Raw genomic sequence first — 13,704 nt, 5'->3', positions numbered from 1 at the left:
CCTCTCAGGTGTTCGCGCCCGCCGCTCGCGATTCACCCGCGGGCGCGCGCCTTAGCCGGCGCAGGAAGCGCTACCCGAGATGCCTAACCGTTTCAGCAAAAAAAAATGGGCGGAACGCCCATCTTCTTACTGGTGGTCGCACCTGAGCCGCACATTGAATCCGTACGCCCAGCGACTCCGCGATTATAGCGATTTTTGGCGCAAACGCCAAGCCAGCCGGTAAAAGCAGCGCGTCGACAGCCTTTACGGACCAAAAATGCGAAATCGGGCTACCCGATCGACCGGTACTCCCGTGCCGCGCCGGTGATCGTCGTTGTCGCGGCACGCGACACGGATCAGCCGAAACGCGTCGACAAAGCCGGCCGGATGCCGGCCTGGCCGACGCGCCGGCGGCCTTGGGCCGCCGCACGCCGACCGACAGGCGCTTAACGGCTGCGCGTACGACTGCGCTGCGGACGCTGACCGCCGCGCGGGCCGCCGTTGCCGCCGCCATCGGCACGATTGCCGTTCGGCGTGCGGTTACCACCGCCCTTGCTGCCGCCGCGCTTGCCGCCCGCGCCATCGCGCTTGGGGCCCGCGCCATACGACGCGCGATTGCCGTCGACATCGCGACCACCGCCGGCGCGGTTGCCGTCGCGGCCGCCACCCATGCGGTTGCCGTCACGACCGCCGCCCGTGCGGTTGCCGTAGCCCGACGGTGCAACCGGCAGGCTGCCGTAGCCGCTCAGGCCCGGCAGGCCCGGCGCGCCGCGCCGGCCACCACCGCGACGCGGCTGGTCGAGTTGCCCGTGCGTCGTCAGCACCGGCTCGCGGCCGATGAAACCCATCGACGTCTGCATCGGATCGGGCTGGCGCCGCTCGGTCGGACCGGCACCGCCGCGCTTGCCCTTCTCCTCGGACGGCGCCTTCAGGCCGACGGTCGCCATCAGCTTGCGCACCTGCGCATCGTCGAGCTCCTCCCAACGACCACGCTTCAGGCCGCGCGGCAGCGGAATCGGGCCGTGACGCGTACGGATCAGCCGGCTCACCATCAAGCCGACCGCTTCGAACATCCGGCGCACTTCGCGGTTGCGGCCTTCGGCCAGCGCGACGTGATACCAGTGATTCGTGCCTTCGCCGCCGCCATCGCGGATGCGCAGGAAATTCGCCGGACCGTCTTCGAGCTCGACCCCGTGCAGCAGCTTCTGCCGCATGCCTTCGGCCAGCTCGCCGACCACACGCACCGCGTACTCGCGCTCGACGCTGTAACGCGGATGCATGAAGCGGTTCGCGAGGTCGCCGGAGGTCGTCAGCATCAGCAGGCCTTCGGTATTGAAGTCGAGGCGGCCCACCGCCAGCCATTTCGCCGTCTTCATCGGCGGCAGGCGGTCGAACACCGACGGACGACCTTCCGGATCCGCGTGACTGACGATCTCGCCGGTCGGCTTGTGATACAGCAGCACGCGCGGCGGCTTGTTCGGCAGCTTGCGCTTGACCGGCTTGCCGTTGATCCGCACCTGGTCGGTCGGCATGATCCGCTGGCCGATGTGCGCGGGCTCGCCGTTCACCGACACGCGGCCGGCAACGATCAGTTCTTCCATTTCGCGGCGCGAGCCCATGCCCGCTTCCGCCAGCACCTTGTGGAGCTTCGGCGCGTCGTCGTCCGGCGACAGCACGCGCTTGTTCGCCGGCTGGTTGCGGCCGCGACGCAGCATCGGCGCACGCACGCCGCTACCGCCCGCGGAGTTGTCCGCGTCGAAGGCGGGCGACGTCACGTACGCGAACAGTTCGTCCTGGGACGCATCGCCTTCCACGGCCTTCGCCGCGCCACCTTCGGCTTTCGATGCACCGCGACGGCCCTGGCCGCCTTGACCGCCCTTGGCCGCACTTTCGCGCTTGCCGGCCGGCTTGCGACCGCCCTTGGCCGCACCTTCCTTGCGCGGCGCACGCGCCGGCGGCGCATCGGCGGCCTCGGCCGGCTGCGCATCGGCGCCCTCGGCACCCTGCTGCTCGCCTTCGGCGCCCTTCGACTTGGCCGCCGCGCGACGCCGCGCGATCAGGCTGCGCGGGCCGCGCCGCAGACCGCGGCGGGGACGCTCGTCGCCACCCGCGGCCGAAGCATCCTGCTCCGGCGCATCGTCGGCACGCGCTGCCTGCACGGCAGGCGCGGACGATTCAATATCGTGGATATCTGTCAAAACAACCTCAAAATGTCAGGTCTCGCGCCCGGCGCGGGCGCGGCAAGAAGTTGGCCGCGATCAGGCGCGACGCTGTTCGGGTTCTGCTTCGTCGTCCGGCAGCGCGTCGGCGCCGATGGGCGCACTGGCGCTTCGTACGGCATCCGCGAGACTGTCGGACGTGTCGTCCAGCGTCTCGTCGTCCGCGGGACGGGAACGGGAGGCGTCGGCCTGATCGGCCTCGCCGGGCATGTCGCCGGCCGCTTCCGCTCCGTCTCCGGCAGCCGCTTCGGCGGCCGGCTTGCGATCTTCCTCGCCCCAATCCGCTGGCTGCGGCTCGGGCTGCACATCGGTCGGCACTGCTTCGGCGCCAACCTGTTCCGTCTGCTCCGTTTGCCCGCGATCAGCATCGAGCGTATCGCGACTCGGCATTTCCTGCGTCGACGCGACGTCGGCCGCGGCATCGCCGGAGGCCTCGGCCGACTCGCCGGCGGGCACTTCATTCGCCAGTGCCTGCGGTACGTCGCCCGCCGCATCGTCGGCCACCGGCACGTCACCGTCGAAATCCATGGCCTGCTGCGCGAGCAGCGCGGCCTCGATGTTCGCGGCCGGCTCTTCGAGCGCCGGCAGGTCGTCGAGCGCCTTCAGGCCGAGATCGTCGAGGAACTGCTTGGTCGTCGCATACAGCGCCGGACGCCCCGGCACGTCGCGATGACCGATCACCTCGATCCAGCCGCGATCCTCGAGTTGCTTGACCACCTGCGTATTGACCGTGACGCCGCGAATCTCTTCGATGTCGCCGCGCGTGACGGGCTGCCGGTACGCGATGATCGCGAGCGTTTCGAGCACCGCGCGCGAATATTTCGGCGGCTTCTCGGGATGCAGGCGATCGAGATAATGACGCATCGCCGGCTTGCTCTGAAAGCGCCATCCGGTCGCCAACGCCACCAGTTCGACACCGCGACCGGACCAATCCTGTTTCAGATCTTCGAGCAACGTGCGGACCGTGTCAGCCGACACGCCGTCGGCAAAGAGCTTGCGCAAATCGCCGAGCTTCAGCGGTTCCTGCGCGCAGATCAAAGCAGTCTCGAGGACGATCTTCGCCTCTTGGGTATTCATGCAGCTAGGCCAGACCCTGTGGTCAAACGAACCGGATCAACAAACAGACGAAAGGAACGGAAGACGCGCTCGCCCGATTCTGATCGGTCATATTGATGGGAGCACGAACCGGGGGCGGCGAACCAACTTCAGGCCAGGCCCAAACCGGACGGAACAGCACGGCTCAACGACGGAACCGCGTGACTGAGCGCCATATTACGCAAAATTGCCCGGTGCGTAAAGATGAGTGGAACAGGCCGCCGCCCGGGCGGCGCGCCCGCTCCGGCCCCGCTTCAGCGGGCGCCCGTGCCGCGTGCAAGGAACCGGCGCAGCCGCTCGACGCCCGCATCGAGCCGCGCCGGATCGCACGCGTAGCACCAGCGCACGAACCCTTCTCCCTCCGGGCCGAATGCGCGCCCGGGCGCAAGGCCGAGCCCCGCTTCGCGCACCAGCGTCGTGCAGAACGCCAGGCTGTCGGCCGCACCCGGCAGCCGCAGGAACAGGTACATCGCGCCCGGCGGGGGCGGCACCTCGACGCCCGGCAGGGTCCGCAGCGCGGCAACCAGGTGATCGCGCGCGTCGCGCAGCGCCGCGACGAACGACCGCACGAACGGCTCGCCGTCGCGCAACGCGACCTCGGCCGCGGCCTGCACGAAGCCCGGCGCACACGACGTGTTGTATTCGACGAGCTTCGACAGGTCGCCCATCATCGATGCCGGCGCAATCAGCCATCCGAGCCGCCAGCCCGTCATCGCCCACGCCTTCGAGAATGAATTGACGACCACGACGCGCTCGTCGCGCGACGCGATATCGAGGAACGACGGCGCGCCGCCGTCGCCGAATGCAAGCCGCTCGTACACCTCGTCGGCGACCAGCCAGATGCCGTGACGGCGACAATGGGCGAGCACGACCTGCTGATCGTCGCGCGACATCGTCCAGCCGGTCGGGTTGTTCGGCGAATTGATCAGCAGCATCCGCGTATCGGGCGTCAGCGCCGCGAGCAACCGGCCGACATCGAGCTGCCAGCCCGCGTCGCCATAGTCGAGCGGCACGCAGTCGACCTGTGCACCGAGGATCTTCGGAATCTCGACGAGATTCGGCCACAGCGGCGTGATCGCGACGACCCGCTCGCCCGGCCCGACCAGCATCTGCGCAGCCAGCATCAGCGCACTCACACCCGAACTCGTCACGGCCACCGTGTCCGCCGGCGTCGCACCGTGACGCGCGCCGACATAGGTCGCGATCGCGTCGCGCAGCGGCGCCGTGCCGAGATTGTGCGTGTAGAAGGTCGTGCCGTCGCGCAGCGCGGCCGCTGCGGCGTCGCGGATGAAGTCCGGCGTCACGCGATCGGATTCGCCGAACCAGAACGGCAGCATGTCCGGCACGCCGAAGCCGGCGTTTGCGACCTCGCGGATCAGCGACGGACGCAGCGCCTGCACCGCGGCACGCGCCGCCGGCTCGTCGTTTGCCGGGAAAAAACCTGCGGATTGCGTCATCGAGCACCACCGCCGAGGAACACGATCCGCGTAGTGTACCGGCCGGCAAGCCGGACCGCGCACGTTGGCAAGCGTCAGTCGAGATCCTCGGCCCTCGCCGGCATCTGCCGCACGAGTTCCCAGATCGCCTGCGCGGCGGGCGACAACGACCGGTCGCGACGACGCACCAGCTCGACGGTACGCTCGGTGCGCGGCGTGAGCGGCCGTGCGACGAGCGTCGAGCCGGCGGGCAGCGGCAGCGACAGCCACGGCTGCACGCTCACGCCGACACCGGCCTCGACCAGCCCGAACACGGTCGCCGAATGCCCGAGTTCCTGCATGACCGTCGCGTTCACGCGATGCGTGGCCAGCGCCGCATCGATCAGCGGCCGGCTGCCCGACGCATGATCGAGCAGCACGAGGCGCTCGCCGTCCAGCGCCGTCCACGGCACCTCGGCCCGCGCCGCGAGCGGATGGTCGGCGCGCGCGACAAGGCAGAACGAATCGGTCATCAGCGGCTCGCAGACGAGATCGGCGACCGTCAGCGGCCCGATCACGACGCCGAAGTCGACTTCGCTCGACTTCACCTTGCGCAGCACGTCGCTCTGCACGTCGTCGCGCAGGCCGAGCGTCACGAACGGGAACTGGCGCTCGCACGACGCCACCACGCGCGGCATCAGCCTGCATGCGATCGTCGGGCTTGCCGCGACGATCACGCGCCCGCGACGCTGCTCCCCTATTTCGCGAATCTCGCGCAGCGTGTCGTCGAGATCGTCGAGCAGGCGCGACACGCTCGCGATCAGGTTCGCGCCGACGTCGGTCAGTTGCACGTCGCGCGTCGTGCGATCGATCAGCTTCAGCCCGAGTTCGGCCTCGAGCTCGCGCACGCAGCGGCTGACCGCGGACTGCGTGAGCCCGATCTCGTCCCCCGCCCGACTGAAGCTCCTGAGCCGCGCGACTTCGATGAATACGCGAAGCTGGCGCAGCGTAACGTTCATCTCCTGACCTCATCAATCGTCGATATCGATGCGCGATTTTAATGTGCGAACCCGGCTTCGGCGAACGAATCCGGCACCCGCCGCACATGTTTCGCTGCGGTGCAATACGTTCGCAAACGCACGTGACACGGGCGAATTGCACAAGATTGGTGATTGTCCCGATTTGCTGCCGGGTTATTTTGGCGTCTTATACGCCCCTAGCTGACTTAGCCGTTAGCTCGCTGCCAAGCGGCTCTCGAGGGATTCACCTCCGACATGGCACGCTTCGTGCATTACCTGGCGCACAGGGCACAGGTTTCGTCGGACGGAAGAGCAGAAACGCCGCTGCCGGCCAACCGGACGCCCCCACCCGGCACTCGCCGATCGAGTGCCTGAAGAGTGCGCGGCGCAGGGCAGCGCACCGGAGTTAGCTTCGCTGAGGTGAGGACATGATGCTGTTCGACGATTTGAGAGATAACGAGTGGGCGCTGGTCGAGGGTCTGTTTTGCTCGGAGCCCGCACGGAGTGAGCGGCGCGGCCGTCCCCGCGTGGAAGCCCGGTCGGTGGTCAACGCCGTACTGTGGGTACTGTCGACGGGTGAAGGTTGGTCGAAACTGCCGGGCCGCTATCCGTCCCCGCCGACCTGCCGCCGCCGCTTCGACGAATGGCAGGCCGACGGCACGCTCGCCGAGATCGTGAAGCGACTCGGCACGAGCGGTCGGCAAATCTCGCTGCGCGGACGCATCGGCGCAAGCGCGGCGAAGCCGCCTGCCCCGCCGAGCCGCGACCGGCTGCGCGGCGCCTTCTGGACCAACCCGGAATCCTGGCGCGCGCCCGTCAAGATGGCGTAACGCATGCTCGATCGGGCGGCTTCGGCCGCCCGGTTTCTTTCTGCGATGCGACTTTGTCGCGACGCATGTCTTGCCGTCGATTACCGTTGTCGTGCCGCGAAACATCTATTTACTATTATTTACAGCAAGCCTGCACTCCCACGCTTACCTTAGCGACATATCAACAGGCCGCACGGACGGCTTGAAGGGAGCCCCGCCATGAAAACAATGTCACTGCTCGTTGCATGCGGCATTGTCGTTTCCGTGGCGCTCGCCGCTCCTGTCCATGCCGACGATCGCGTGAAGCCGCCCCATCGCCAGCAGGATCATCGCAACACCCTCCGCCAGCCGCCGTCCGCCAACTCGTCCAGCCGGCAAACCGTGCCGCGCGGCGACTTGCGTGGCGACATCGCGAGCAACGCACGGGCGCGGATCGGCTCGCAGCCGCCGGGCGTGCCGCGTCATCCGTAGTCCTGCCGATTTCGACGTTTCGCCAAAGAAAATGCCCGCATCCGGGAACTGCGCCGCATGCAGCGAGTCACATCGTTGCCATGAGCACAGCGTGGCAGCAGCAAAAGTATCCGGTACGCCCGTATCCTCGCGATACGGGCTTTTTTTGCGTCGCCGGCCTGCCGCGGCGATGCACGGGGCGGGATGAAGAACCGCTACAGGCGGCTTTCGAGAATCGCCACGGCGCTCGCTTCGCTCAATGCGTAGTCGTCCATGCGGCGATCAGTCCAGGACAGTAATTTCTCGTCGCGCTCGAGGCGCGAGAATTCGGCTCGACCGCTGTCGGTCAGTACGGCGATGTCGACCGGTGCATGGAAGCCCGGTGCGGGGGCAACGGTCTTCTGCCTGACCGTGTCCATCAGCCCGAGCGAACGGAGATACTCGAACACGCCCGGGCGGCGTGCCCACGGTACCTGGCGGTACTGCACTCGTCTCAATGCGTCGAGCACCGCTTCGTTGGAATACGTGGCCATCTCGATTCTTTCTTAAAGTGCAGCGACAATGCGAAGCGGCGCGCCGGGCGGGGTCTCCGCCCGCCGAAACCGCCACCGATTCTGGAGGCCGACGTTGTTCGGCGTCGCGTCAGGGCCGGATCGTCAGCCGTCCATAAAAAGACACCATACCCCAATCAAATTGATTCTGTTCGATTCATTTGTACTTCTCTTCATCGGTTTCATGCTCTGCCGCAAGCGGCGTCGAACCATTTCGATCGTCGCCGCTGCGCTGTTCTGGCTGCTCGCGACGGGCTGGCTCGCCGCGCCGCTGATCGCCTGGAGCGAGGCCGGCGTCACGCCGGTCGAGCATCCCGACATGCATGGACGAACCACGCTGATCCTCATCGGCGCCGGCACGCTTCGCACCGATGCCGGATTGCAGCCGCCGCCCGACGGCGCCGCGCGCATCCGCGAGATTGCGGCGCTCTATCGTACGTGCCGGCAGCAGGCCGAACGCTGCACCGTGGTGATGTCGGGCGGCGATCCGCAGCATCACGGCGATACCGAGGCGGCCGTCTACGGGCGCCAGCTCGTCGCGCAAGGCGTGGCGCCGGCCGACCTCGTGCTCGAACCGAACAGCCGTACAACCTACGAAAACGCGAAATTCACTGCGTCTATACTACGCTCACAGTATGACGACGCGCGCATTCTCGTCACGTCGTCGTACCAGATGCGCCGGGCGCTGCTCGATTTCCGCCGCTTCGGCATCGATCCGCAACCCGTTTATGCGAATCTCCGGCGCGCGCAGACGGGGTGGCTGCCGCGCTGGCGCAATGTGGCCAACGCCGAACACGCGCTGCACGAGCTGGTCGGGATCGCGCAATTCCACGTGTATCGTTGGCTCGGCTGGTTTTGACGACGGCGCGGAAATCGCCGCACTCCGCTGGATGGCAGGCGCGTGACGAACCGCGCGAAGTGTTGCGCGACTTCAACGGGGCCTTGCGTCGTGCGGCGATCCGGTGCACATTGATCCGTCACTTTTGTTACACTCGACACGCACTCGATTGCAGTCGCCAGACAAAACGGCAACACTCGGGTTCATCACCACTTAGCGGAGGTAAAGCAATGAAGAAGACGTCCCTGGCTATCCTGGTAGCGATGTCGGCGCTGACTGGCGCAGCGTATGCGCAAGAGAGCACGCAGATCCAGACCATCACCGATCCGGCCAAGATCGCCGAGATCGAGCAGCGTGCACAAGCGCTGCAACAGCAGCAAGCGGCCGAAGCGGCTCAGCCGGCGGCGCAGGAAGAGCATCACCACGGCAAGAAGGCTGCGCATCACAAGGCAGCTGCGAAGAAGGCCGGCAAGAAGGCAAAGGCTGCAGACGCTGCCAGCCAGTAAGTTCGGCGGCACCGCATCAGCGAAAAGCCGAATCCGGGCAACCGGGTTCGGCTTTTTTGGTTGCGGCGCCCGCGCGCTGTGCTAAAGTCGCGCACCGAAATTTTCCACCCGTGCGCACCCCGGTGCGGAGGACAGCATGAGCAACATTCAACTCGACATCGAGTGGACCGAAGCCGCCACTCGCAAGATCAAGCAACTGATGCCCCGCGGCTCGGACGACGCGTTCCTCGCGCTGCCGCCGATCGAGTGCCTGCCGATGGAGGGCGACGTGCTGTTCCTCGGCCCGCAAGGCAAGCAGCAACCGTTCATCGTTGCCGAGCGCCAGTATCACCATGACGGCGACGCAGACTGGACGATCATCCTGATTCTCGACGTACCCAGCGCGTCGCACTGACGCGCCGCCGCGACCGGACACGTCCGGTCGCCCCACCCGGCTCAGGCTCACACGAGCTTCGACAGCACGCGGATTTCGGAACGCTCGATCCAGTCCGCGGCCGCTTCGCGATAAGCGAGAATATGCGCGGAACGCGCATGAGCGGCCAGCGCCTCCTCGCTCTCCCAACGCTCGACGAATACGAACCGCGCGGGCTCTTTCAGATCGCGGTGCAGGTCGTACTGCAACGCGCCGGCTTCGTTGCGGGTCGGCTCGACGATTCCCTCGAGCACGGCGCGCAGTTTTTCCTCGGCCCCCGGCTTCGCCACGATCAGCGCCACGACTGCAATTTCCGCCATTCCCGCCTCCTTCATCCGAAAAAGTCCGAGAATACGCGAATCCCGCGCCGCACATCGGCTACCCGGATACGACATGGCGACGGCACCAAAAAAATAGCCCGCGCTTCAGAGAAGCGCGGGCGAAACCGTCGCCCTACGAGGATAGGCGACGGGGCCATCGAGATCCGCACGCTGGCGCGGACCATCATCTGTTGCGCCGACGCTTGGCGCGTCGGCATGTGAAGGCGTCGATCCCGTTGTTCATGCGCTCGCCGCGCATTCCCGGTCCCTGACGCCGTCCTCCCTGCTCTAACGATTCCAACCTATAAAGCAGGTTGCGTGCCAGGCATTACACGCGCAATATTCCATTGATTTATAAGGGAAAATTTTTAGATCAGCGACAATGTGACACGTGTTCTGTCGTCGTAACGCGGGGATGTTACGTAACGTCACGAGAAGGGACGGGCCCCGCCGAACATTCGCACACACTGGCAAGCGGACATGAAAAAAGCCCGCCGAATGGCGGGCTTTTCAAGGAGTGCGGAAACGCCGGGATCAGCGGAGCTGATTCACGAGCAACCCCATGATCTGGCGAGCGGCCGACGACGAATCGATTGCGCCCGAATCGTCGACGACCGCGACACGCGTCTGATCGGCCGTAAGCGCCTTCACGTTGACGCGATACTGCTTCGCCTGCTTTTCCTTCTTACCGTGGAACAGCTGGCTCCAGAAGCCCTGCTCGGCCGAGCTCAGATCCTTCGGATCGACATAGCGCACGAAATACAGGCCCTTCGTGCGATCGCGATCGTCGACGGTGAAATTCGCGCGATCGAGCGCGAGACCGACGTGCAGCCACGACCGGTCGTACGGCTCGCCGAGCGTGACTTCGGACGGCACGGCCGCTTCGGCCGCGTCATTGCCTTGCGCCGACGTACGCGAGACGTTCTGCGCAGCGATCGCTGCGGCAGCCTTCGACGACGCGTCGGCATCGCCCTTCTTGTCCTTCGGAACCGCGTTGTCCTTGATGTTCGCGATCGGCGGTTCGCCGTTCTTCGCGCGCTGCTCGTTCTGCGCGAGCACGGCCATCAGCCGCTTCAGGTATTCCGTCTCGAGCGCCGGATCGTTCGGCTTCGGTTCCCACTTGCTCGAATCGTTGTTCGCGCCGGTGATCGCCTCGCGCATGCCCTTCTGGCTGATGAACACGTAGGTGCCGCCGTTCGGCGCCGAATCGAGACGCGTGCGGTACTTGTTGCGCTCGGCCGTCACATACGAATTGCCCATCGCCTTCGAGATCACGCTGCGGATCAAGCCGTCGTTGATCTGCGGATGGGTTTCGTTCCAGTCGGTTTCCATCACGCCCTTGTCGCGCTGGTCGACGACGAGCAGGAAGCCCTGCTCCTGCCAGAAACGGCGAACCTGCGGCCAGATCGCGGCCGGCTGCTTGCCGTCGATCACGAGCCAGCTTTCGGTGCCGTCGCGCTGGATATGCATGCCGGCGACGGCCGGCGCGACGGTGTCCAGCGCAGGCGCGGCCTGCTGGACCTGCTGGAGCGCGGACAGGGAAGTCGCGCCGCCCTGGGGCGGCAGCGAACGCTGATCGGCCGTCTCGTCGAGCATGTTGGGCGGCACTGCGAGCGACGCTTCCTTCGATTTCGAATCGCTCTTGTAGTCCACTTTCGTGGGCGACGACGTACCGCAACCGGCGACGAGCGCGCCGGTGGCGAGCACTGCAGCGAACCGCATGGTAAGACGAAGATCAGTCATGTTCGGGGAATCCTCTTCCGCTAAATCACGGCGCTTTCCGTGGATCAACCTTGCATTTTACCGGGGCCGCGTTGCGATGTGCAAAAAAGCGGCGGCCAAGAAAAAACCCGCGTCAGCTTGAGCTGACGCGGGTTCTTGTCTGGTCGGGGCGAGAGGATTTGAACCTCCGACCACCTGCACCCCATGCAGGTACGCTACCAGGCTGCGCTACGCCCCGAAAGAAAAAAATTATAACAGACAGTTTCCCGATTTAGAACGGGTCGCATGCATTTTGTGAATGTTCTCGTGCAATTTTTTGGCGTGATGGCGGCGATGCAGGCAATCCGCGGCACTCACCGCGCATCGTCGTCACCGCTTGCGTGCGACGCAGATGACCGTCAGGCCGGCGACGCGATTGAAGCGGAACATCGGCAGCTCGATGCGGCAGATCGTCTTCAGCAAGCCGTTGACGAACGGATGATGACGACGCAGTTGCGACGCAGGCTCGCGCGGCTGCGAACGCGCCCGCTCGCCCAGCCGCAACGCGGCCGCGAGCGGAAACGTGAGGCCGAAATAATAGGCGCCGTGCTCGACGTCGAGCCCGGCACGCCGCACCACGCCCTCGAGGCCGCCGAGCGTATACCTGCGCTTGTGTTCGAGGAAATCGTCGTGGCCGCTCCACAGGAACTGGAACGCGGGCACCGTGATCAGGAACCGGCTGCCCGACGGCGCACCCTGCACGTACTGCGTCAGCAGCCCGACGTCGTCGTCGACATGCTCGAGCACGTCCATCAGCAACACGAGATCGGCATCGAATCGATCGACGGCACGCCGAAAGTGGATGGGCTTGCCGGCCGCCTCGCCGTCGCGGTCGTCGGCATAGCTCGTATCGACACACCACGCTTCCGTCGCTTGCGTGCGTTCGAGCAGATGCTTCGAGAAAAAACCGGAGCCCGCACCGACGTCGAGTATCCGGTTCGCGCCCGACGCGCCCAGGAACCGGCGAATCGCGCTCGCCTTCGACGCGTAGTACCAGTGATCGCCCACCCCCGCACCGAGTACGTCGACTTCCTTCAGGTCCATGGCGCTTCCCCGTGATGGCTGCCGTGTCGTGATATCGAACCCGCCACTGATGCCGATCTTACCTCGCCGCCATCGCCGCGCGTATCGGTCGATGCCCGGGGCAGCGCCGCTACCCGGCATTCGCCCCTAATCGAAAAGGACGATGGCCGCTTGACGGCAAATCGCTACCGTGCGGTAAGCCGGCGCGAGATCGACGTGCCCGGCAAGCCGTCCGACTGCATGCCGATCGATCCGGCTCGCCCCGGCCTTGCCATGTCGCGCGCGGGCAGCGGCACCGCGGTCGCGACGCCTGGTAACCGTCTCCGACACAGGGCATCGAATGCATCAGAAAAACGAAATTTCCCGTCGACATTTTCTCCGGCTGGGCGCCGGCACGATCGGCATCGCGCTGGGAAGCGCGTCGCTGCTGTCGGCATGCGGCGGCGACGCGATAGCGGTCGCGCCGGTCACGACGCCGCGGCTGGCGTCCGCGTCGAACTTTCGCGACACGGCCGGGCCGGACGGAACCGGCTACGTGACGACCAGCGGCGCGAAGATGAAGAAAGGCGCGATCTATCGCTCGTCCGCGCTCGCGCTATCCGCCGCCGACGTCGCGACCGTCGGCACGCTCGGCATCACGCAGGTCGATGACCTGCGCACGCCCGCCGAGATCAAGACGCAACCCGATGTACCGCTCGCCGGCGCCGCCTGGCAAAACCTCAACGTGCTCGGGGCCGCCAGTATCGACCCGATTCCGACGACCGGCGCGACCGCGACGGCATTCATGCTGAGCATGTATCGCGCATTCGTCACGTCGGACAGCGCGCACGCCAGCTACCACGCGCTGTTCACCGGCTTCGCGGGCAGCGGCGACAACCGGGTGTTCCACTGCACGGCCGGCAAGGATCGCACCGGCTGGGCGACCGCCATTCTGCACTCGATCCTCGGCATCTCCGGGCAAACGATTCTGGCCGACTACCTGCTGACCAACGTCTATAGCGCAGCCGATATCGCCGCTTCGGTCGCCCACGCCCGACAAGCCGGCGGACAAAACGCGGCGGACATGATGACCGCACTGCAAGGCGCACACGCCGACTATCTGCAGGCGGCCTTCGATCAGGTCGCGACGTCGTACGGCTCGATGGCGTCGTACCTCGAGAACGGCCTGCAACTCGATCCGGCTACGCAAAACGCGATCCGGGAGCGCCTGCTGGTCTGACCGGCCGTTGCTGTGCGCATCCGGTGAAACCCGCGCCGGCCAAGGCCGGCCGCGGTTTTTCAGGGCTGCCTCGAAAGACGCCGACCGC

General features: G+C 66.2%; 13 protein-coding genes, 1 tRNA gene and 1 pseudogene. 6 read left to right on the top strand and 9 right to left on the bottom strand.

Annotated features, from left to right (window positions below):
- Positions 1 to 425 precede the first annotated feature (425 nt).
- The 4 genes from rluB to KU887_RS07940 all read right to left on the bottom strand — a co-directional run bounded on the left by rluB (position 426) and on the right by KU887_RS07940 (position 5,727).
- Positions 426 to 2,177, bottom strand: coding sequence for a 23S rRNA pseudouridine(2605) synthase RluB (rluB, locus tag KU887_RS07955; RefSeq protein WP_059723746.1), 1,752 nt, complete (start codon positions 2,175 to 2,177; stop codon positions 426 to 428).
- Positions 2,178 to 2,237: 60 nt separating this feature from the next.
- Positions 2,238 to 3,275 carry an SMC-Scp complex subunit ScpB gene (gene scpB / locus KU887_RS07950; protein ID WP_258255466.1) on the bottom strand — a complete coding sequence of 346 codons (1,038 nt, stop codon included), beginning with the start codon at positions 3,273 to 3,275 and terminating at the stop codon, positions 2,238 to 2,240.
- 272 nt (positions 3,276 to 3,547) lie between these two features.
- On the bottom strand, positions 3,548 to 4,750 hold the full coding sequence (locus KU887_RS07945; protein WP_258255465.1) for a pyridoxal phosphate-dependent aminotransferase: 1,203 nt from the start codon (positions 4,748 to 4,750) through the stop codon (positions 3,548 to 3,550).
- Positions 4,751 to 4,824: 74 nt separating this feature from the next.
- Complete coding sequence (locus tag KU887_RS07940; protein WP_006495352.1) at positions 4,825 to 5,727, bottom strand: LysR family transcriptional regulator; 903 nt, start codon at positions 5,725 to 5,727, stop codon at positions 4,825 to 4,827.
- Positions 5,728 to 6,158: 431 nt separating this feature from the next.
- On the opposite strand from KU887_RS07940, the pseudogene KU887_RS07935 reads away from it, so the two are divergent.
- Positions 6,159 to 6,554 (top strand): annotated as a pseudogene (locus KU887_RS07935) (transposase); the annotation flags it as partial.
- Between the two features lie 201 nt (positions 6,555 to 6,755).
- Complete coding sequence (locus KU887_RS07930; RefSeq protein ID WP_006495353.1) at positions 6,756 to 7,007, top strand: hypothetical protein; 252 nt, start codon at positions 6,756 to 6,758, stop codon at positions 7,005 to 7,007.
- Positions 7,008 to 7,201: 194 nt separating this feature from the next.
- Here KU887_RS07930 and KU887_RS07925 read toward each other — a convergent pair whose 3' ends face one another.
- Entirely contained in the window at positions 7,202 to 7,519 is a 318-nt protein-coding gene (locus tag KU887_RS07925) for a hypothetical protein (RefSeq protein ID WP_006495354.1), read from the bottom strand.
- A 160-nt stretch (positions 7,520 to 7,679) separates the two neighbouring features.
- On the opposite strand from KU887_RS07925, the gene KU887_RS07920 reads away from it, so the two are divergent.
- The 3 genes from KU887_RS07920 (at position 7,680) to KU887_RS07910 (ending at position 9,275) form a co-directional block, all read left to right on the top strand.
- Positions 7,680 to 8,396, top strand: a complete 717-nt coding sequence (locus KU887_RS07920; protein ID WP_258255566.1) for a YdcF family protein — start codon at positions 7,680 to 7,682, stop codon at positions 8,394 to 8,396.
- 209 nt (positions 8,397 to 8,605) lie between these two features.
- Positions 8,606 to 8,881 carry a hypothetical protein gene (locus KU887_RS07915; RefSeq protein ID WP_006486101.1) on the top strand — a complete coding sequence of 92 codons (276 nt, stop codon included), beginning with the start codon at positions 8,606 to 8,608 and terminating at the stop codon, positions 8,879 to 8,881.
- 136 nt (positions 8,882 to 9,017) lie between these two features.
- Complete coding sequence (locus KU887_RS07910; protein WP_006486090.1) at positions 9,018 to 9,275, top strand: hypothetical protein; 258 nt, start codon at positions 9,018 to 9,020, stop codon at positions 9,273 to 9,275.
- 47 nt (positions 9,276 to 9,322) lie between these two features.
- On the opposite strand, the gene KU887_RS07905 is transcribed toward KU887_RS07910, so the two are convergent.
- The 4 genes from KU887_RS07905 to KU887_RS07890 form a co-directional block, all read right to left on the bottom strand.
- A complete protein-coding gene (locus tag KU887_RS07905; protein WP_006495355.1) occupies positions 9,323 to 9,613 on the bottom strand; it encodes a putative quinol monooxygenase in 291 nt (96 codons plus the stop codon).
- 534 nt (positions 9,614 to 10,147) lie between these two features.
- Entirely contained in the window at positions 10,148 to 11,356 is a 1,209-nt protein-coding gene (gene bamC, locus KU887_RS07900; RefSeq protein ID WP_048986599.1) for an outer membrane protein assembly factor BamC, read from the bottom strand.
- 140 nt (positions 11,357 to 11,496) lie between these two features.
- Positions 11,497 to 11,573 (bottom strand) — tRNA-Pro (locus tag KU887_RS07895).
- Between the two features lie 131 nt (positions 11,574 to 11,704).
- Positions 11,705 to 12,418 carry a bifunctional 2-polyprenyl-6-hydroxyphenol methylase/3-demethylubiquinol 3-O-methyltransferase UbiG gene (locus KU887_RS07890; RefSeq protein WP_258255461.1) on the bottom strand — a complete coding sequence of 238 codons (714 nt, stop codon included), beginning with the start codon at positions 12,416 to 12,418 and terminating at the stop codon, positions 11,705 to 11,707.
- Positions 12,419 to 12,737: 319 nt separating this feature from the next.
- Between KU887_RS07890 and KU887_RS07885 the strand changes: the two genes are divergently transcribed.
- Positions 12,738 to 13,616: a tyrosine-protein phosphatase gene (locus tag KU887_RS07885; RefSeq protein WP_006486109.1), complete on the top strand. Its 879-nt coding sequence runs from the start codon at positions 12,738 to 12,740 to the stop codon at positions 13,614 to 13,616.
- Positions 13,617 to 13,704 lie beyond the last annotated feature (88 nt).

Origin of the sequence: Burkholderia sp. EMB26 (genome assembly GCF_024730645.1) — a bacterium.
GTDB classification, from domain to species: Bacteria; Pseudomonadota; Gammaproteobacteria; order Burkholderiales; family Burkholderiaceae; genus Burkholderia; species Burkholderia cenocepacia.
This window is presented reverse-complemented; position numbering and strand designations above follow the sequence as displayed.

What these genes read in the sequence shown, in the direction of transcription:
- KU887_RS07915 (WP_006486101.1), top strand. Translation starts at nt 8,606, where the DNA reads ATGAAGAAGACGTCCCTGGCTATCCTGGTAGCGATGTCGGCGCTGACT.
- scpB (WP_258255466.1), bottom strand. Translation starts at nt 3,275, where the DNA reads ATGAATACCCAAGAGGCGAAGATCGTCCTCGAGACTGCTTTGATCTGC.
- KU887_RS07925 (WP_006495354.1), bottom strand. Translation starts at nt 7,519, where the DNA reads ATGGCCACGTATTCCAACGAAGCGGTGCTCGACGCATTGAGACGAGTG.
- KU887_RS07940 (WP_006495352.1), bottom strand. Translation starts at nt 5,727, where the DNA reads ATGAACGTTACGCTGCGCCAGCTTCGCGTATTCATCGAAGTCGCGCGG.
- KU887_RS07890 (WP_258255461.1), bottom strand. Translation starts at nt 12,418, where the DNA reads ATGGACCTGAAGGAAGTCGACGTACTCGGTGCGGGGGTGGGCGATCAC.
- KU887_RS07930 (WP_006495353.1), top strand. Translation starts at nt 6,756, where the DNA reads ATGAAAACAATGTCACTGCTCGTTGCATGCGGCATTGTCGTTTCCGTG.
- KU887_RS07885 (WP_006486109.1), top strand. Translation starts at nt 12,738, where the DNA reads ATGCATCAGAAAAACGAAATTTCCCGTCGACATTTTCTCCGGCTGGGC.
- bamC (WP_048986599.1), bottom strand. Translation starts at nt 11,356, where the DNA reads ATGACTGATCTTCGTCTTACCATGCGGTTCGCTGCAGTGCTCGCCACC.
- KU887_RS07945 (WP_258255465.1), bottom strand. Translation starts at nt 4,750, where the DNA reads ATGACGCAATCCGCAGGTTTTTTCCCGGCAAACGACGAGCCGGCGGCG.
- KU887_RS07905 (WP_006495355.1), bottom strand. Translation starts at nt 9,613, where the DNA reads ATGGCGGAAATTGCAGTCGTGGCGCTGATCGTGGCGAAGCCGGGGGCC.
- KU887_RS07910 (WP_006486090.1), top strand. Translation starts at nt 9,018, where the DNA reads ATGAGCAACATTCAACTCGACATCGAGTGGACCGAAGCCGCCACTCGC.